We start from the raw sequence: 18,983 nt of genomic DNA, 5'->3' as shown, positions 1-18,983 counted from the left end.
TATGAAAGTAGCAGTTTGGGACACCTATGTCACCAGAAAAGACGGAACAATTATGCATTTTGACATAATAGTTCCAGCCGAAATGAAAAATAAAGAAACGGTATATGATTATGGTAAAACATATCTTGACACAAAAGGTCAATCCGGACAGTCACTATCGACAAAAGAATGTACCTTTTGCCATGTGGAAACTATAAAGCCTGATTGGGAATTATCTATAGTTAAGAACGGATATCATATATTTGAAATAAATAACTGTGGCTAGATGAAATCATCTTTTGATTTAAACCGACAAAACAAAAATACCGAAAGTAAAATAGTGGTAGCCCTTGAACGCATATCTGAAGCGTTCAGGGTTTTACTTTGGAATGAAGGAAAGGACAATTCATTAAGTCCGATTCAAATTCAGATATTGGTATTTATTCAATTTCACAGTCAGGAAAAATGTAAAGTTGGATATTTGGCAGATGAGTTTAATATGACAAAAGCCACAATTAGCGATAGTGTCAAGGCTTTGCTTTCCAAGGAATTAGTCACTAAAGAAACTGACCCTTCAGACACACGAAGTTATACCCTTTCCCTCACACCTAAAGGAAAGCAAATTGCAGCAAAAGCATCATTATTTGCTTCATCAATAGAAAAACCTATTGAAAACCTGCCGGAAGAACAAAAATCAGCCATTCTTAACGGACTTCTGAAAGTGATCCATGATCTGAACCAAGCAGGAGTAATTACCATTCAGCGTATGTGCTTTACCTGTTCGTTTTATGACAAGTCCGCAGGAGGGCATTATTGCAAATTGCTCAACACACCACTTTCAGAAACAGAGATAAGAGTAGACTGCCCGGAACACCAGATGATGAAGTGAAAGCAATAATAGCCACTAACCAAAATCAGATATTTTACCGGCTTTAAAAAGCAATTCCTATTACATTATTAGCAAGACCAAAAGCCTATATAATTTCAAGTAAACATCACACAATTAAAGTAATTATTTCTAATAGGTTAATATTTGGTTGCTGAAACATAAAACAAAAATTTCTTTTGATATGATCATACATAGAGGTATTATTGAAACAAGAATTAATTTATCAGCTAAATAAACAAATCTTATAAATAAAGAGCTCAGACAACTCTTAAATACCTTTTTACACAATTTCAACATCTAATAAATGAAGAAATATTATACTTTAATTCTTATGTTTTTTTCCTGCTGTTTATTTTGTCAAGAAAACCTTACAAAAAAAGCACAACCTATCGTCGAAGAAGGTAAACTTCTTTACAAATCAGAAATGGCTTCTTGGTATGGCACAGACATATTTTTAGAAAATTATAAAGAGACCACAAATATTGGTGGATACTTTTCATATTTAGTTAAAGACACTACCAAATGCATATTCTTCTCTAGAGAGGAAAATCCAAAAGTAATTGGCACTATCTCTTTTGATAGCACATATGAGATATCAAATGCCAAATTAAACTTTACAGAAAGAAAATTTTCAAACCTGGAGAACGATCTATACCAAATAAGAAAAATTGCATTAATTGACCTGCAATCAAATGAAGATGGATTTTATAAATTCTATCAAAATACCAACCCAAACATTATTCCTTTAATCAATAATCAAGAAAAGAAAGTTTACATATTGACAGGGCCGAAACAAAGTGGTGTTGTGATTTTTGGAAATGATTATCTTCTAAGATTTAATAAAAACAATGAGCTAATAAACAAAAAGCAATTACATAAAAACATTATCCCAATAGAATATGAGAATTTAGAAGAATCCGATATTGAAGGCACTATGCACAATCATTTACCAGATACAGGCGATTTTATAACGGCAACGGATATTTGTACACTAATGTTATATGAGAAATTTACTAACTGGAAAACTCACAATGTTGTTTCGCAAAAATATTTAAAAATCTGGAATTGTGAAAAAGATCAACTGACAGTGATACCTATGAGTATTGTCGATAAAATAAGCGAAGATCAACAAAAAAGGAAAATTAAAAATTAGGATTCTAGCTCGAAGCCATAAATTGGAAGCCAATAGATCAAAAAACTGTCTTTTGGAGACAAAAATGTTAATAGTCACCCTTTAATATTATGCAAATACCTATTGTATTACCAGGCAAACAAGTAATAAATGATCGAAATCGAATTTGAAGAACCTTACATTTATGACAGCAATTGCTGCGATTATAAAACAGTACGGCTAACAACATTCGTTTATAATAATTGTAATGCACATGCTGTATACTATTGTCAGTTTACAATTGGCCATAAAAAAAGTTGTAAATGGAGTGCTTAGTCTAGGTAAATGGCGGGACGGACCAACTCCTGAGGATAGATTAGCATACGCAATTAGAATTTTGCTTGATGAGGATAACTATCATGTTGGAATAATTGATAAGAAGGAAAGCCTGTGATAGACTACTTAAATAATTACAATTTCAAACAGCCTATAAACAAGAGATCAGGTTTTCAATAAATAACCTTTCATCTCTCTTTGGTCCGTCAGAGATCAGACCATATTAAAGTAATTGAAATCATAATATTTTAAATTTTGTCAAATCCCATTTAAAAATACGATAAAACTAAATGAATGAAATATCAACTAAAATAAAATACATCTATTCAAGATATCTAATAATAGCTATTTGCTTTATAATTGGCTACCCAACATTTAGATGGTATTTTGATTACAAACTTGGTATTCTAAATTTAAATAAGGAAATATTAGACTTTTGGATTCCAATATCATTTCCAATAATTCTTATTATGATATTGCTCAGAAAAAGAATAAGATTATTGAATATCAGAAGCAGCTATAACAAAGGGCATTTCATTTATCTTATAACCGCTGCACTATCTATTATCTTCCCAACTTTGATATCACTACATTATATTGATTCCTCATTCAGACAACTAAGACAAATTGAAACTCCTCAAGAGATAATTGAAGTTAACAATAAAGATTGCTATTTAATTAGTGATTTTAATGTTTCGATAAAGCATGCAAAAACCCACATTACCTCCCGTCCAGGTGGTCGGTATGGTTCACATTTAGATTTCACTACTTACTATGTAGTTCCTATTGTTGAAAATGATAAAAAAATTGACCTGGCAAATCATATGTACTGGTATTGTTTCAAATTTGAGTCTTTCATGACAGGAAAAGCAAATGATAATGGAAAATTTGAAAATTGGGATATCTTCCAAAAACAAAACGATCAAAAGTTCAAACAATATAATTTCTCAAACTTCGAATACTTACAATTTGTATCAAACACAAATGATCAAGAAGGTTATATTAAAGCTGTCATGAGGGGACAGAAAAATAATAATCTAGATAAATTGATTATCCTTGAGCCAGTATATGAACCATTTGTTGATCAAACAGAAATTAAGTTCAATTGGATTATCGCTTCTTTTGGTATTGGAGCATTTGTTTTCTTTATAATGATATTAATTCCTTCTATCAATAATAAAGTGAAATGAATTGATTTTGAAAATCCTTTCCCCGTTATTCAGAGTTTAGCGATAGCCTAAATTCGAACTTATAATAAAAAGTCTGGGAATATAATCTCTGATTACATCTAGTCCCATCGAGTTTAAATCAATTAAAATATTGGCTTTTGATATCAAAAGCTTTATTTTTCGGCTGTCATGATTAGTTCAACCTGGTTATGGGCATTTTAAAAGGATTTATTAACAACCAAACAATAGACATTATATAAGAAATAAGCGCAATTGAGTTGTGGTTATTTATTCGTTGCAATTACAAACTTTTTAAACTAAAAATGAAATGAAAAATTCGATATGGCTTCTGCTGTTAGTATTGATGTCTTGCACACCAAACAAGGAGAATCAACTAGAAAATAAAACAGCCAAATTTGGAGCATTTAATCTGGATAGTCTAAATACTAGACATTTAAGTGAGATCGAAGATTTGGAAAACCAATTTTGGAAAAAAATTGACTCTTTGAATAAGCTATTAGCTGAAGAAAAAATCAGAACAGCATCAGAATTTAATTATCTGGATTTTGAAAACTTCATTAAAGTCCATAATGATATCCCTAATGATTCAATCAGGTTATTAGGAGCAGAAAGATATGGAGACGATCCTGACCAACATATTTTCACCTTTATTGATTATAATAAAAATTCAATTTTTCATAAGCAATTACTTAATCTATATCGGTTTGACTACAATAGATCAAATAAAACATCTAGTGTAAATAGTGCCTTATTAAATGGTCATTGGTTGGAAATAAAGAATATTGGTGGTGATGACTTTGTTTTCTTTATTGAAAAGAGTGAGTTTATGTCTATTGGTTTTACTATTTCAGATACAAAACTCATTTCTTATAATAATATGGAAGAAAGTGGTGGGACCGCAATAAAAATATCTGACATCAAAGCATTCGATAATATGATCAACATTAATGATGGTCAATATATCATGTATTCTTATGAAAGCAATCCTGATGTTTATATATGTAATAATGAAGGTTATAAAAGTTTCATTATCCACCAATCACATTTAAATAAATACCCAATAATTGTACAGGATAGTCATGATTTGGGAGCTACTTCACAAATAAACTTCATTGAACCAAAGTGATTATTTTCATTAAATTTTAATTTAGACAAAGAGTTTGATTACTTCTCCTTGGTCCATCCCCTGACTGGCCACTAAAATACAACTTAAGAAAAACTTTAACCCGTTAATAAACCAGCTAGAGAAAATATCCAGTTACTATCGAGTATAATTCAAAGTAAATATTGGCTTTTGATATCAAAAGCTTTATTTTTCTACTGTCATGATTAGTTCAACCTGATTATGGGCATTTTTTAAAGGATTTATTAACAACAAAACAACAGACAATATATAAGAAATAAGCGCAATTGAGTTGTGGTTATTTACTCGTTGGCAAACCTAAAATCAAACTGATGAGCATATTTAAAAAATTATTTGGAGGAGGGAAACCTGAGAAAGAACCTCAAATGGATGATTCAAATTTTAATACTCTTCAAAAAGGTGAATTCAAGAACTTCGATGATATGGTCGAACAGAATGCAGGACTATCTTTTGAGAAACAAATGATTTTTGGCGAAGTGATCGGATCAAATTCTTGGAACCTTGATATGGGCAAAGGAAGTATTTTCTTTGGATCCTTAGAATTTCCAATTCAAATAATTGGCTCACTAGCATTTAATAACAATTCCTGGATGTGGGGATGGGCAAATACTAAAAGTGGAATGCCCGAGAAATTATTAATTCAATCTAATCAACTAAAAGAAATTGGAGAAGAAAGAAATATTAAGGAATTGACAGATGCACATTTTTATGTTGATGAAGGATTTGAACACAGAATAGGCATGATGGCTTGTGGAATTTTCAACTCAAAAAGTTACTACTGTGCTAATTATGGACAAGGAACTCTAGTCGTAACAATTGACGATCCCAAAATCCCGGAAATTGATGAAAACAAACCCGAAAAAGTGTTAACGAATTTCCCTCAATTAATTAGCGGAGTAGAGTTAAGTCACAAGAATGCATTTATCAATTACTTAATTGATCGAAATTTCAAATTAAATATCGCTGAAAACAAGATTGAAGGAAGAAAGAATAACAAAGTCATAGTTGCAGAGTTTGATGAGATAGGTAGATTGAAATCCCTGAATGGGAAAATTTAAAAGATAGTTAATACCCCCTCTCTCCGTAGTTTAGCGATAGCGTAACCACAAACTTTTAATAAAAAGCAGGGATTTCACCCCGTTCAATAAAAAAAGTATATTCACAGATGAGAATCCATTTAGAATATTGGGGCAGTTCCTCCTCAACTCTTGCTAACACACTCACTCTGTTCAATTTCACCCCTGATCACCATTTGCAAAGTCTACCCCTTTAGGGTATTTTTATAGACAGCTAATTATTATAAGGCTTATAATAGTTATTTCCCGGGCTCTGATAATTAATTCATTTATGAAGAATCTTTCCTTGATTTTCCTCCTAATGCTAACCACACTTTCCTGCCAGGAAGAAAAGTCTACTTATGCAACGGTTAATCCGGTAAACTGGGACCTGAGAACTACTGATTTATCTCCACAAGATTCATTAATTAATGGCCAGAGCTATTTATCAGTCTATTCTCAAATTTACAGCCAGACAGAGCACCGCACTCATGATCTGACCGCAACGATTAGCCTGCGGAATATGAATGCTTCAGACACACTCTACATCACCAAAGCGGAATACTTTGATACCCACGGAAAATCCATTAGAACCTATTTTAAGAAGACAATCTACATTGCTCCTATGGAAACTGTTGAAATCATTATAAAAGAAGAAGACAGGGAAGGTGGAACCGGAGGTAACTTTATCTTTGACTGGAGCATTAAACCTAACACTTACGAACCGCTTTTTGAAGCGGTGATGATCTCTACCTATGGCCAGCAAGGCTTATCGTTTACCACCCAGGGAAAAAGGCTGAAGTAGTATCTTAGATGCTTTTCAAACTATTTGAAATTCAAGGAACAAGCACTATATGCTTCCCCCCTTCTTTCCATTTCATTCCGAATAACAATCTAGTGATTGCTGTCTTCCTTATAATGAAATGATACAGAATCCAGATGCTCGATATACAGATTATGATTAGCATGATCAACTTGACTGCAATGCTGATATCCAACTGGAGAATGTAATACCCTGATGCCACTATTACAGCCTGATGGGTTATATAAAACGGATAAATCGCCTTGTTCAGATAACCCAGATAATAATTTGAGTAATTCAAATACCTCATGGCCAGACCAATGCATGAAAGAATGATTGTCCAGATATGGACTCCATCTAGAAATCCGAAAATATATAGATCAAGATTTTGTTCCTTCGGTCTCAGCTCTTCCCAGTTCCAGAAATATCTGATAAATAAAACTACTACCATTGTAAGGGCTATAGTCAGATACAGTTTCCTATACTTCAAACATGACTCCCAAAAGGACTTTATCGAACTAAGTGCAAATCCAAAGAAATAAAAGGTTATCGAACTCAGAAATACAAACCAGTCATCAATCAAACTTCCTTGTTGAGGCCAGTCGATAAATAAGGTAAAGTAGAATAAAATAAATGGTATGCTTAAAAGTAATACTGACACGGGTTTAGAAAACAACCTATTGAAAGCAGGTTTTAACCTGTTAAACCAATCAATCTTTGACAAGGAAAATAACGGTAATAACAAGATAGTAAACACAAACAAATATGCTACAAACCACATATGACTCCATGTGAAGGCTCCTTCGGGATATGGAACAATATCATAAACCTGCGGATAAAAGTCCCAATAGCTCATATCTATCCTACCCTTTTGCATCCAGTCAAAATAAACCTGTACCGGGGTAATAAAAAACATGGCAAAAGCCAAAGGAACCAGCAGTCTTAATGTGCGTTCTCCAAAAAACCTGGCAACAGTCCGACGCTTTAAAGAAAACCGAACTCCAACTCCGGAAATAAAAAACAGCAAAGGTAAACGCCATTGGTGAGTCCACCATATTATTCTGGTAATCCAGGGAGAAGTCTCTTCATTATTAATTTCCCAAGAATAATGCTCAACAAATGGCACAGCACAATGAAAAATTATGAGAGTCATGAAGGCAAGAATTCTCAACCAGTCAATATAATGAAGTCGTTCGCTCATAGCATTAATAATCAAGGACTTTACATATATGGTTGATGCAAAATCCTATAAAATGGTTGCATGCAAACAACACTAATATAATCCCAAGTCAGTTGGTAAATCCTGAATTATTAAATTTTGCTGATGGAAACGTAGTAAATGAAGAGCCGGACAATATGAAGTATGGAATTGTTATCCCATCAAATCATATATCTCAAAGATTTTTTCTTTACATAGGCTTCAGTCCCATTCCATTTGATCTTCGCCCATACATCCTCCTCGTCGATTATCTCTACCTGATGTCCTGATGAGACAGTCTCGATCAGATCTGCTCCTGATGAAGGACCATCCATAATGAAGGTACGTTCGTCAAAGATTACTCCTTTTTTGATCGGTTTTAAAAAATTAACCTGAACAGCCATTATTGCCAGGAATACAAAGAAAAATATTGATGAAGCTATTGGAAAGGTTTTGTTCTTCTTCTTCTCTACTCTAATCAATACTACTAGTAAGAATATTATTGAAAGGTTAACAAGAATAATAAAATTCTTATATCGCTGATAAAATGACACTAAAGCAGAGTCTGAATCGACACTATAGCCCCTGAATTTATTTTCATCAGCTATTTTAGCCATATGCTCCCTGATGATATTATTATGTGTCTTGTCATAAGCCACACCAAGAAGATAGAGAGTTTCCGGATATTCCTGAAGAGCTTCCTTGATGTAAGCCATCTTCAAAATCATCGAATTTGAAAATTTTTCTTCCTCCAAATAAAGTTTTTCATATAGCTTATAAGCATCGGTATATTTACCCTGAACAAACAGAGTATCAGCTTCTTGCAAAATCTTATTTGGTTCAGTTTTAACCTCTTCACTTTGTGCTTTCAACAAAGTGACAGAAAAAAATAATAAAATTATAATTCTTAAGTGTGGCATTTTACCTTCCAGTGCTTATTTTTGCATCGCAATTAAGGGAAAGACGCTTACTAAAACAAGGCCTGGCACCTTAATTTACGTTAAAATTAAACGATTTCGTAGCTCAGTTGGTAGAGCATCTCCCTTTTAAGGAGAGGGTCCTGGGTTCGAGCCCCAGCGGAATCACAGAAGCTTCAACTTTCATAGTTGGAGCTTTTTTATTTTATAGCAACCACCATCCCCACAGATACTTAAAAAACCCTGACAGTCCATTATTTTATAATAATTTACAGCTTCAACTACTAAATAATACACTTTAGAGAAGGATAGGATTCGTCATGGGTCACTAAGGGACAACCTGATTAATAAAATAATCAGTTTTATTTTTATTAATTATATTCAAATTTCAGTGCTGACAAGCTTATAAATTAACTTCAAGTAAACCATCTTGATACTAATCAATCTATTTGAATATTAGAATATGTAAGCTTCGTCAGTACCACAGCGGACTAGCCCTGACAGCTTTTTAGCTCGCCATGGGATCACAGAAGCTTCAACTTTCATGGTTGGAGTTTTTTATTTTATAGCATCCACCATCCCCACAGATACTTGAAAAACCCTGACAATCCATTATTTTAAATCATTAGCAATTCCATCTTCAAGCAAGCATCCAGCTAATAATTGATTTTATTCCTTTATTGGTACACCACCACTATTAGAACAATACCTAACCAGATGAAAAAACTTTATTAAAAATCCTGATAAATTAAAATGTTAAAATATTTGACCCATCAAAAATTTCATTCTAGCAACTTTTAACCCAATAAATGAAAAAATATTAGAAATTTTTTAAAACAATATTTTGATTAAAAAAATAAGATGCATAAATTGGTTGACCAATCACTGGTAAACTAGATGTCATGAAAAAAGAACTTTTAAATAACTTCAGTGAAATAGTAATTGAAAAACCTGTAGATAAAATCATACAGCAGATCAAGGAACTAATCTCTACAGGCCAGCTAAATCCAGGCGACAGACTTCCTGCTGAAAGAATGCTAAGTGAACGTTTCGGTGTCGGTAGAACTTACGTAAGAGATGCAATTAGAAAACTGGAGTTTTATGGAATTCTAAAAACTTTACCTCAAAGTGGCACAGTGGTGGCAGGTTTTGGCATCACTGCGCTTGAAGGACTTATTACTGATGTGTTACAATTAGAAGGAAATGATTTTCATGCTTTGGTTGAAACTCGAGTTATACTTGAAGTTAACACTGCAAAATATGCTGCAATTAGACGAAATAGGGATGATATTGTTGCAATGCACAATGCATTAAATGAATATGAGAAAGCTGTCAAGAAGGGAATCGACTCTGTAGAATTTGACTTGATGTTTCATTTAAAAATTGCTGAAGCGAGCAAAAATCCGGTTTTAAAATCTTTAATGTTGATTGTTACACCTGATATCCTCACTTACTTCCAAAAGAACAACGTATGTGAAGGTGACAGACCAAAAATTGCCCTTGAAGAGCATAAAGTAATTTTAGAACATATAGAAAATCAAGAGCCAGAATTGGCAAGTATAGCAATGAAAGCTCACTTAAATGATTTATTAAATTATTCAAACAAACAAAATAAACATAAAACCGATGGTAATGAAGATTAGTCAAAAAAAAAATGGATTAGCTAAAAGCTAATCCAAGGAAGTTAGAATGGCATAAAATACATCAATCGCGAAACTGAACAGTATTTCAAGCCTTTCATATCACTACAAATATAATAATTACTTCTTTTTTCAAAGATAGTAGCTTCCTGTTTTTTCTTTTTTGTCAGCGTTACCACTATACCCTTAAAACCATGAAAAACTATTTACTGCGCATTGCACAGTCTAAAACCTGTCTGCTGACGCTTCTTTTTAGCATGTGCATATTATCCGTTTTTGGCCAAAACAAGGATGTTAGCGGCCAGATATTTTCAGACGATGGTGACCCTCTTCCGGGTGTAACCATACTAATCAAAGATTCAAAGAAGGGCACAGTTACCGATGTTAATGGATATTTCACAATTTCTGCAAGTCCGGATGACATTCTAGTCTGTACATTTATTGGTTTTGAAAAGACAGAAACACCGATAGCCAACCGTTCCAATCTGACTATAATAATGAAACTTGACATCACCCAGATGGAAGAAGTAGTCGTTGTTGGATATGGTACTCAGAAAAAAAGTCATTTAACAGGAGCAATTTCAAAAGTTGAAAATGAAACACTGGAACAAATGCCTGTTTCAAGAGTAGATGACGCTTTAGTTGGTCAGGTTTCCGGAGTAAACATACAATCAACGGAGGGTGAAGCAGGATCCTCTCCTACCATAAGAATTAGAGGTACAGGATCAATAACAGGTAGCTCTGCACCTGCAATCGTAGTAGATGGACTGGTAGTTGATAATGATTTCCTTGCCAATCTTGACATGAATACTGTTGAATCTTTTGAAGTATTAAAAGATGCTGCTTCATCAGCTATTTATGGATCGAGAGGTGCTAACGGTGTTATTCTTATAACAACTAAGCAAGGAAAAGCCGGAAAGACCAAATTCAGTTATAATGGATATTATGGAATGAAAGAAGCATATCATAGTGATGCCTATTCATTTTCAGTTGCAGAAACAGCTGCTGCCGAACTAGCTGCAAACGGAGAATTATCTAGCCGTACTTTATATAAACAATTAATTGGAATTGACAGAGATTGGCAAGATGTGATTTTCGACGGTGGGACTATTCAAAACCACTCTATAAGTGCCCGTGGTGGTAACGATAAATCTAAATTCAGTGCTTCACTTAGTTATTTACATGATGAAGGTGTCCTATTAACTGATGATTTTAAAAGATACAATCTTCGATTAAAAATAGATACTGAAATAAATGACAAATTATCCTTTGGAGCATCTATAACACCATCTTACTCTGACCGAAGAAGATTTGATGGTTCTACACATGACATTTTACGCCAAACGCCATGGCTTCCTGTCTACCATGACGAAAATACTATTCAGTACGTAGATAGAGATAATTATCCTGATGTTCAAATTGGTGATTACGCTGAACAGAGACACTTTGATAATTATGATTTATATGGTGATGGAAGCGAACTGGTAGATATCAGTAATACTTCTAATACTAATCCCGCAGCAAAAGTTCAGGAAAGAGACAGAAATGAATACAAGTTTAAAACTTTCGGAAGCATTTACCTTGAATACGAGATTATTGAAGACTTAAAGTTTAAAACTATATTCTCTGGTGACTATCAAATCACAAAACAAGATCGCTGGCAGGGAGTATTATCTAGTAGAAATGGTGCTGCCGCAGCTCAATATGACGTATCAAACCTTGATAGGACACACCTAGTAACTGAAAACTATTTCACCTATTCTAAATCACTTGGCCACCATGATTTTAATGCAGTAGCAGGCTTCTCTGCTGAAAGATATGATACCAGATATGAAAGTATCACAGGTACCGGGTATGATTCTGATTTAATCAAAACTATTTCTGCTGCTACTCAAATTGCCAGTGCTGAATCAAATTCTTTTGAAAATAGATTCATGTCATTTTATGGTCGGGTAAACTACTCATACTTTGAAAAATATTTAGCTTCCATAAGTATAAGAAGAGATGGTAGCTCCATATTCGGTCCGGAAAATAAATTTGGTAATTTCCCTGCATTTTCAATCGGATGGAGATTATCTGAAGAAGGTTTCCTTTCAAATTCTAAAATTATTGACGAATTAAAACTTCGTGCTAGTTATGGATTCACAGGAAACAACAGGCTAAACACAGGGAATGATTTAGTTGATAACTATCCATATCTGCCTTTAATGGAAGCTAATACAGCTGTTGTCAACAACTCAATAGTCGGCGCTTATAATGCCTTAAATATTGCCAATCCGGGACTTCAATGGGAAAGATCCCGGGAATTCAATCCTGCAATTGATTTCGTTTTATTTGATGGAGTATTTTCCGGATCCCTTGACTATTATGTAAGAACTAGTGATCAGCTTTTATTATTCAATCCAATTTCTAGCACGACGGGTTTTAATAATGCTCTGGTCAATCTTGGTGAAGTAAAAAACAGTGGTATTGAAATGGAGTTTAGAACGAGAAATATCAATACAGAAAACTTCAAATGGTCTACTACATTACTTTTGTCAAAGAATAAAAATGAATTAGTTGATTTTGCTGAATCAAATGGTCAAATCCAAAATGTTGATTCTAAAAGAGCATCTGAATGGATTAATCTGGAAGGCCACCCAATTTCCTCATTCTATGGTTGGGTTGTAGATCGTGATATTCCTTTGGAATACCTTAATAATGCTTATCACCCTGTTGGAGGTGAAGCTCAGGATGTTTATGTAAAAGATTTAAACGGTGATGGATTAATAGATGATGATGATAAAACTATTATAGGAAACCCATACCCTGATCTGATCTGGAGTTTAACCAACACATTCACATACAAAAATTTCGATGTATCATTTCTCTTCCAGGGAAGCCATGGTGCCGAGGTTAGAAATATGGGCGATCAATATCTTTTTAACCACTTTAATAGTTCACAAGATTTTGACCCTGCCATAACACCAGACCAGGAGTTTATTAAAGAAAAAATCTTTACAAACGATATTGTTCAGGATGCTTCATATGTGGCATTAAGAAACTTGAATATCGGGTATAACTTCACAAACTCAACTCTTACTAAAATGGGCCTTAACTCCTTAAGAGTTTACGCAGCAGGACAAAACCTTCTTTATTTTACTGCGGACGATTATACAGGTTTCAACCCGGAATCAATTGATAATACCAGTTCAACAACTTATGGATATCAACGAGCCGGCTCACCTACCTTCAGAACGGTATCATTAGGAATAAACCTTGAATTTTAATCATAGAATCATGAAAAACTATATATACATATATCTATCACTATGCCTTCTTATCATGGCATGTGGAGATGATTACCTTGAGCCAATACCTACATCAGCTGTTACCAGTGCAGGGTATTTCACCAATGATAAAGAATTAGAAACAGGTGTATTAAGCATGTATGATGGAATCCAGGGGATTAATAGTACATCTACAAATGATAATCATGGAATACAAACTGAATTTTATATTACAGAAATGAGGAGTGATAATACCAGAACTAAATCTAGTGAAGGTGAATCTGCTCAATTTGAACAATTTAATATCGAATCAACAAATGGGATTGTTCTAGATTATTACAGAAGCTATTATAATATTATTTATCGAGCGAATACCGTATTAGCCAATTTAGATGCTGCTGAATCTGAAGAGACAGCCAATAAGTTTGAAGGTGAAGCTAGATTTGTTAGAGCATATGCCTATTTCAATCTTGTTAGATTATTTGGCGACATTCCTCTGGTTGATAGAATAATCGGACCATTAGAAACTGATATATCTTTTACCCGTATTGCCACTGATCAGGTTTATGACTTGATAATTTCAGACCTTGAATTTGCCCTGGCCAATCTGGATAATACATATAGAAACAGGGCTTCCCTGGCAGCTACTCAAGCTTTACTTGCAAAAGTTTACCTGACCCTGGGTACTGAATATGTCAAAGCTCAACAGTTATGTGAATCAATAATAAATAGCGGAGAATTTTCATTAGAGCCTCAGTTTAAAGATGTTTTCTATAATGAATCAAACAATGAAGTGATATTCTCAATAGGTTATGTTCCGGATAATAACAATGATAGTCAGAATTTTTCTTCTGAATGGCTTAATGCTGTTGGACGTACAAGCGGGGTAAATTATTTAACCTATGAAATGAAGGATGCTCTCGATAATATGGGAGGAGACCGAACTTTATATTCATATCGTCAGGACGAAAAACAGCTAACCCAATATCAAGTTGTAAAATATTTACCAAATGGTGATCCTAATTTAGGAATTGAACCTACTTCAAGTGATCCAACTTTGGCGGGAAATGACTGGATTATAATTCGATATGCAGATGTCTTATTAATGCATGTTGAAGCAATAATGGCTGGAAACCCTGAAACTTCATCACAAGCAGCTATAAGTTCATTCCAATTAATCCGAAATCGTGCAGGTCTAACTGATTTAGTAAGCTCAATATCCAAAGAAGAATTATTAGATGAGCGTAGAGTAGAATTGGCTTTCGAAAATCATAGATGGTTTGATCTGATTCGATTTAACGCTGCTCAGGATGTTCTATCAAATTTTGCTGCAGCTAACGGCTATTCATTCAGTACTACAGATTTGCTACTTCCAATTCCACAAGCTGAAATTGGTTTAAGCAACCAGCTTTTAGAGCAAAATCCAGGTTACTAAAAACATCAAAACCCAACGAAAATGAAACTTTTAAATATAAATCAATATTGGACTCTTTCGAAGATTTCGATTTTAATAACATTGGTAGTTTTATCTTCTTGTGATCTAACCTTTGAACTTCCTGAGGAAGGATCTTTACCAGATAAAACACCACCAAAGGCTAATTTTAGTGCTTCCCAAAATGAAGCAGACTATTTACTTTATTCATTCTCTAATGAATCAATTAGTGCCACTGACTTCCAATGGGACTTTGGTGATGGCAATACCTCAACGGATAAAGATGGTATTAATACCTTTCCGGCTGAAGGCAAATATACTGTAACATTAACTGCATCTGACAAACTAGGAGTAGTTGACTCCTACAGTATGGAAATTGAGGTGATTGAACCAGAGGCACCTGCAGCTATTATTCCTGTAATATTAGAGGGAGGTTTTGAAGATGGCGCACTTCCGGATGGCACTGGCGACGGGCGTGATTCCTGGAGAAACGATTTTGGTGATGTAATTCAAATAACCAGCAGTCCTGTACATGAAGGTTCACAAGCTGCTAAATTCCCTTCTACAGGAGACCGTATTGCCTATCAGGAAATGGCTGTCACTCCAAATACAGACTACATGCTTACTTATTACTACACTTTGAAAACAGACATTCCTGGCTCTGTAACAGTAACCGTTCTGGCAAATGGCATAACTAATCTTTCAGAAGTACCCAATGCAACATTGGCAGCATTTGAAGGTACTGATCAAACTGATGCTGATACTTATGAACGTGTAGATCTGCCATTTAATTCTGGGGCTAACACTCAAATTGCCTTATTGATTACTAATAAAGATGTTGAAGGTCGAGTAGATGCAATGTCATTCAGCTTAATAGAATAACTATGAAAATATTAATAAGCTTCTTATTCGTAACATGTGTTTTTTGTGCTTCCTGTCAAACAAGTCAGGAGGCACCAGCACCTGTTATTATCAAAAAACCATCCGTAGACTATATTCTCCCGGATATTGACTTGAGCAACTGGAAAGTTACACTTCCTATAGGTAATCCTACGGAAGTTACTCCGCCTGAAATTCTGGATTATGCCACAAATGAATCGTTAAAACCATTTATGTATAACGATTCTACTGATGGATCACTTGTCTTTTATACTTACCCTGGCTCAACAACTACTAACACCTCCTATTCACGAACTGAACTTCGGGAACAAATAGAACCTGGTAGCAATTCAGTTAACTGGACATTTAAAGAAGGAGGAAGAATGAAAGGTACATTAGCTGTACCAGAAATTTCAACCAACTCTGAGGGTAAAAAAGATCGGACTATAATAATGCAAATCCATGGACGACTTACAGATGAACAGCGCGATTTAATAGGAGAAGACGATAACAATGCTCCTCCAATTTTGAAGATCTACTGGGCTAATGACAAGATCAGGGTCAAAACAAAAATCCTGAAAAACACTGATGCTACTTATGATGAAATGCTACATACTTCAGCATGGGCTGATGACGAGGGTATCTACTTTGATGAAGTAGTTGGTCATGAGAAGTTTACTCTAGAAGTAGTTGTGAGTGAAGGAAAAATGGAAGTCACATTAAATGAAGATCAAACTTTGGTATATGAGGGGATTAATATGGATAAATGGGGCGTATTTGAAAACTACTTTAAAGCAGGAAATTACCTCGCTTCAATTGAAGATGGAGCATTTGCAAAAGTTAAATACTATTCCCTAGAGGTATCCCACTGATTTTTATAAAAAAGAATTAAATGGTGTCTAAATTAACAATTCCATTATTTTTTATACTTGGACTATTTAACCTTTCAGCCCAACAACACCCATCTATTAATTTAACTAAAGATGATGTAGCTGAAATCAGAAGTTCATTGGGCCACGTGCCCATGTTCGACTCTGTGTTAAATTTTACCATCAAAGAAATTGAACAAGATGTGAATTTTGGAGTTGATGTCCCTGTTCCTGCTGATCTGGCAGGTGGGTACACTCACGAAAGACATAAATCCAACTTCTTCATTCTTCAAAAAGCAGGGCTTCTATACCAGATTACCGGAGAGGAAAAATATGCCAGATTCATTCGAAGTACTTTAATCAAATACGCGGAACTGTATCCTACTTTATCATTACATCCGGTCAACAAATCTTATGCAAGAGGGAAACTATTCTGGCAATGCTTAAATGACGCAAACTGGCTTGTTTATGTTAGTCAGGCTTATGATTGTATTTACGAATGGCTTTCACAGGAAGATCGTGAATTATTTAACAGCAAAATATTCCGACCTATGGCAGATTTTCTATCTGTTGAAAACCCTCAGTTTTTTAACCGGATTCACAATCATAGCACCTGGGGTAATGCAGCAGTAGGAATGATTGGTCTTGTAATGGCCGACGATAAACTTGTGGATAGAGCTCTTTATGGACTAGAAAATGTCTCGCATAAAAATCTAGGGGAAGATAATGATGGAGGATTAATATATTCTGAAAATAACAGAGCTGGATTTCTAGCTCAAATAGACGAAGCATTTTCTCCTGATGGATATTATACCGAAGGACCATACTATCAACGATATGCAATGTATCCTTTTTTAATTTTTGCTCAGGCATTATCTAATAACCGTCCTGATTTAGAAATATTTAATTATCGTGATAAAGTACTTGAAAAAGCAATTTATGCACTGATCAACTTAACAAATAATAATGGAGAGTTTTTTCCCATTAACGATGCACAAAAAGGCATGTCATATCATGCTCTGTCTGTAGTTGCAGCTGTTGATCTGGTATACAACTTAAATAATGATCCTTCCCTACTATCTATTGCGAAGGAACAACACACCATTACATTGGATAAAAATGGATTTTCAGTAGCTAAAGGAATAGCTGAAAACCGTATGAAGCCATATTTCAAACCAAGTATTCAATTAACTGATGGCGCATTGGGAGAAGGTGGTGCAATAGGAATTCTAAGATCCTACAATCAAACTGGTGAAACTTCCATATTAATGAAATATGGTAAACATGGAATGGGCCATGGTCATTTTGACAAGCTTTCATTCTGCTATTACCTGGGAGGAGAAGAAATCATCCAGGATTATGGTGCAGCACGATGGGTAAATATCGAACAAAAAGATGGTGGTGGTTATCTAAACGAGAACAAGTCGTGGGCAAAGCAAACTATAGCCCATAACACGATTACTATTGATGAAATAAGTCAATTTAACGGTAATGTGAAAAAAGCAGATTTATATTCACCGGCTTCATTTTTCTTCATTTCCGGAGATCAAAAGTTCCAGGCAATGAGTGCTGTTGATGAAAATAGTTATCAAGGATCAAGGATGCACAGAACTATGATCCTGCTAAATGATCCAACATTATCTAATCCGCTATTAATTGATTGTTTTAAGGTAGAATCTGATACAATACATAAATATGATCTACCTTTTTATTACTTGGGTCAAATAATGAAAGCTAATATTTCATTTACTGATCAAAAATCCCAACAACTAGGTAATGATTTTGGATACCAACATCTTAGAAAAGAAGCAGAAGGACAATCTCCGGACAATAATTCCACGCAGATAACATGGATCAAAAACAATAAATTTTTCACGCTTACTTCTTTTGTAAATCATGAAGATGAGTTGATTCTCACCCAAATAGGAGCAAATGATTCTCTATTTAACTTAAGAAGAGACCCTGGTTTAATTATAAGAAAAAACAAAACCAAGGACGCTTTATTCATTAATACTCTGGAAAGTCATGGATCTTACTCTCCTGTAAATGAACGTCCGATAAACGCCTATGGGAGAGTAGATAAAATTACAGTTATTAAAAATACCCGGGATTATATCGCATTCACTATTCATCTACAGGACAACAGCAAGAGACTAATCGGAATATCATTAAAAGACAACAATGAAAATATATCTCATCAACTTGAATATATGAATGAAAAGGTAAGTTGGAATGGTCCAATAATGATTAAGAAAATCGAAACAAATAATTAA

At 34.3% G+C, this 18,983-nt stretch carries 16 protein-coding genes and 1 tRNA gene; 15 read left to right on the top strand and 2 right to left on the bottom strand.

Going from position 1 to position 18,983, the window contains the following annotated elements:
- The first annotated feature begins 1 nt into the window (after window position 1).
- The 8 genes from HH304_RS10855 to HH304_RS10820 all read left to right on the top strand — a co-directional run bounded on the left by HH304_RS10855 (window position 2) and on the right by HH304_RS10820 (window position 6,509).
- The gene (locus HH304_RS10855) at window positions 2-265 is read left to right on the top strand and encodes a DUF2024 family protein (RefSeq protein ID WP_169681305.1); all 264 of its coding nucleotides are present in this window, start codon (window positions 2-4) and stop codon (window positions 263-265) included.
- Window positions 266-868 carry a MarR family winged helix-turn-helix transcriptional regulator gene (locus HH304_RS10850; RefSeq protein ID WP_169681303.1) on the top strand — a complete coding sequence of 201 codons (603 nt, stop codon included), beginning with the start codon at window positions 266-268 and terminating at the stop codon, window positions 866-868. It begins immediately after the preceding gene.
- Window positions 869-1,172: 304 nt separating this feature from the next.
- Window positions 1,173-2,021, top strand: a complete 849-nt coding sequence (locus HH304_RS10845) for a hypothetical protein (protein ID WP_169681301.1) — start codon at window positions 1,173-1,175, stop codon at window positions 2,019-2,021.
- Between the two features lie 232 nt (window positions 2,022-2,253).
- Window positions 2,254-2,433, top strand: a complete 180-nt coding sequence (locus HH304_RS10840) for a hypothetical protein (protein ID WP_169681299.1) — start codon at window positions 2,254-2,256, stop codon at window positions 2,431-2,433.
- 172 nt (window positions 2,434-2,605) lie between these two features.
- Complete coding sequence (locus HH304_RS10835) at window positions 2,606-3,505, top strand: hypothetical protein (protein WP_169681297.1); 900 nt, start codon at window positions 2,606-2,608, stop codon at window positions 3,503-3,505.
- A gap of 307 nt (window positions 3,506-3,812) precedes the next feature.
- Entirely contained in the window at window positions 3,813-4,631 is an 819-nt protein-coding gene (locus HH304_RS10830) for a hypothetical protein (protein WP_169681295.1), read from the top strand.
- A gap of 329 nt (window positions 4,632-4,960) precedes the next feature.
- Window positions 4,961-5,707 carry a DUF6882 domain-containing protein gene (locus HH304_RS10825; protein ID WP_271711590.1) on the top strand — a complete coding sequence of 249 codons (747 nt, stop codon included), beginning with the start codon at window positions 4,961-4,963 and terminating at the stop codon, window positions 5,705-5,707.
- Between the two features lie 289 nt (window positions 5,708-5,996).
- Window positions 5,997-6,509 carry a DUF3124 domain-containing protein gene (locus HH304_RS10820; protein ID WP_169681293.1) on the top strand — a complete coding sequence of 171 codons (513 nt, stop codon included), beginning with the start codon at window positions 5,997-5,999 and terminating at the stop codon, window positions 6,507-6,509.
- 31 nt (window positions 6,510-6,540) lie between these two features.
- Here the strand turns inward: HH304_RS10820 and HH304_RS10815 are convergent, their stop codons facing one another.
- Together HH304_RS10815 and HH304_RS10810 are read right to left on the bottom strand one after the other, a co-directional pair.
- On the bottom strand, window positions 6,541-7,707 hold the full coding sequence (locus tag HH304_RS10815; RefSeq protein ID WP_271711589.1) for an acyltransferase family protein: 1,167 nt from the start codon (window positions 7,705-7,707) through the stop codon (window positions 6,541-6,543).
- A gap of 179 nt (window positions 7,708-7,886) precedes the next feature.
- Window positions 7,887-8,579, bottom strand: a complete 693-nt coding sequence (locus HH304_RS10810) for an SH3 domain-containing protein (RefSeq protein WP_169681291.1) — start codon at window positions 8,577-8,579, stop codon at window positions 7,887-7,889.
- Window positions 8,580-8,716: 137 nt separating this feature from the next.
- Between HH304_RS10810 and HH304_RS10805 the strand changes: the two genes are divergently transcribed.
- From HH304_RS10805 to HH304_RS10775, 7 genes are all read left to right on the top strand, one after another.
- A tRNA-Lys gene (locus HH304_RS10805) sits at window positions 8,717-8,789 on the top strand.
- Between the two features lie 734 nt (window positions 8,790-9,523).
- Window positions 9,524-10,264, top strand: coding sequence for a FadR/GntR family transcriptional regulator (locus HH304_RS10800; protein ID WP_169681289.1), 741 nt, complete (start codon window positions 9,524-9,526; stop codon window positions 10,262-10,264).
- 191 nt (window positions 10,265-10,455) lie between these two features.
- A complete protein-coding gene (locus tag HH304_RS10795; protein ID WP_169681287.1) occupies window positions 10,456-13,530 on the top strand; it encodes a SusC/RagA family TonB-linked outer membrane protein in 3,075 nt (1,024 codons plus the stop codon).
- Between the two features lie 10 nt (window positions 13,531-13,540).
- A complete protein-coding gene (locus HH304_RS10790; protein WP_169681285.1) occupies window positions 13,541-14,965 on the top strand; it encodes a RagB/SusD family nutrient uptake outer membrane protein in 1,425 nt (474 codons plus the stop codon).
- Between the two features lie 21 nt (window positions 14,966-14,986).
- Entirely contained in the window at window positions 14,987-15,844 is an 858-nt protein-coding gene (locus HH304_RS10785; protein WP_169681283.1) for a PKD domain-containing protein, read from the top strand.
- Between the two features lie 2 nt (window positions 15,845-15,846).
- Window positions 15,847-16,713: a polysaccharide lyase family 7 protein gene (locus tag HH304_RS10780; protein ID WP_169681281.1), complete on the top strand. Its 867-nt coding sequence runs from the start codon at window positions 15,847-15,849 to the stop codon at window positions 16,711-16,713.
- Window positions 16,714-16,733: 20 nt separating this feature from the next.
- A complete protein-coding gene (locus HH304_RS10775) occupies window positions 16,734-18,983 on the top strand; it encodes a heparinase II/III domain-containing protein (RefSeq protein ID WP_169681279.1) in 2,250 nt (749 codons plus the stop codon).

The organism is Marinigracilibium pacificum (assembly GCF_012926615.1).
GTDB classification, from domain to species: Bacteria; Bacteroidota; Bacteroidia; order Cytophagales; family Cyclobacteriaceae; genus Mangrovivirga; species Mangrovivirga pacifica.
Note: the sequence above shows the minus strand (reverse complement) of the source record. Positions and strands in the feature narration are given on the sequence as shown.

Excerpts from the sequence above, each read along its gene's own strand:
- HH304_RS10855 (WP_169681305.1), top strand. The coding sequence starts at position 2 with ATGAAAGTAGCAGTTTGGGACACCTATGTCACCAGAAAAGACGGAACA.
- HH304_RS10850 (WP_169681303.1), top strand. The coding sequence starts at position 266 with ATGAAATCATCTTTTGATTTAAACCGACAAAACAAAAATACCGAAAGT.
- HH304_RS10845 (WP_169681301.1), top strand. The coding sequence starts at position 1,173 with ATGAAGAAATATTATACTTTAATTCTTATGTTTTTTTCCTGCTGTTTA.
- HH304_RS10840 (WP_169681299.1), top strand. The coding sequence starts at position 2,254 with ATGCTGTATACTATTGTCAGTTTACAATTGGCCATAAAAAAAGTTGTA.
- HH304_RS10835 (WP_169681297.1), top strand. The coding sequence starts at position 2,606 with ATGAATGAAATATCAACTAAAATAAAATACATCTATTCAAGATATCTA.
- HH304_RS10830 (WP_169681295.1), top strand. The coding sequence starts at position 3,813 with ATGAAAAATTCGATATGGCTTCTGCTGTTAGTATTGATGTCTTGCACA.
- HH304_RS10825 (WP_271711590.1), top strand. The coding sequence starts at position 4,961 with ATGAGCATATTTAAAAAATTATTTGGAGGAGGGAAACCTGAGAAAGAA.
- HH304_RS10820 (WP_169681293.1), top strand. The coding sequence starts at position 5,997 with ATGAAGAATCTTTCCTTGATTTTCCTCCTAATGCTAACCACACTTTCC.
- HH304_RS10815 (WP_271711589.1), bottom strand. The coding sequence starts at position 7,707 with ATGAGCGAACGACTTCATTATATTGACTGGTTGAGAATTCTTGCCTTC.
- HH304_RS10800 (WP_169681289.1), top strand. The coding sequence starts at position 9,524 with ATGAAAAAAGAACTTTTAAATAACTTCAGTGAAATAGTAATTGAAAAA.
- HH304_RS10795 (WP_169681287.1), top strand. The coding sequence starts at position 10,456 with ATGAAAAACTATTTACTGCGCATTGCACAGTCTAAAACCTGTCTGCTG.
- HH304_RS10790 (WP_169681285.1), top strand. The coding sequence starts at position 13,541 with ATGAAAAACTATATATACATATATCTATCACTATGCCTTCTTATCATG.
- HH304_RS10785 (WP_169681283.1), top strand. The coding sequence starts at position 14,987 with ATGAAACTTTTAAATATAAATCAATATTGGACTCTTTCGAAGATTTCG.
- HH304_RS10780 (WP_169681281.1), top strand. The coding sequence starts at position 15,847 with ATGAAAATATTAATAAGCTTCTTATTCGTAACATGTGTTTTTTGTGCT.
- HH304_RS10775 (WP_169681279.1), top strand. The coding sequence starts at position 16,734 with ATGGTGTCTAAATTAACAATTCCATTATTTTTTATACTTGGACTATTT.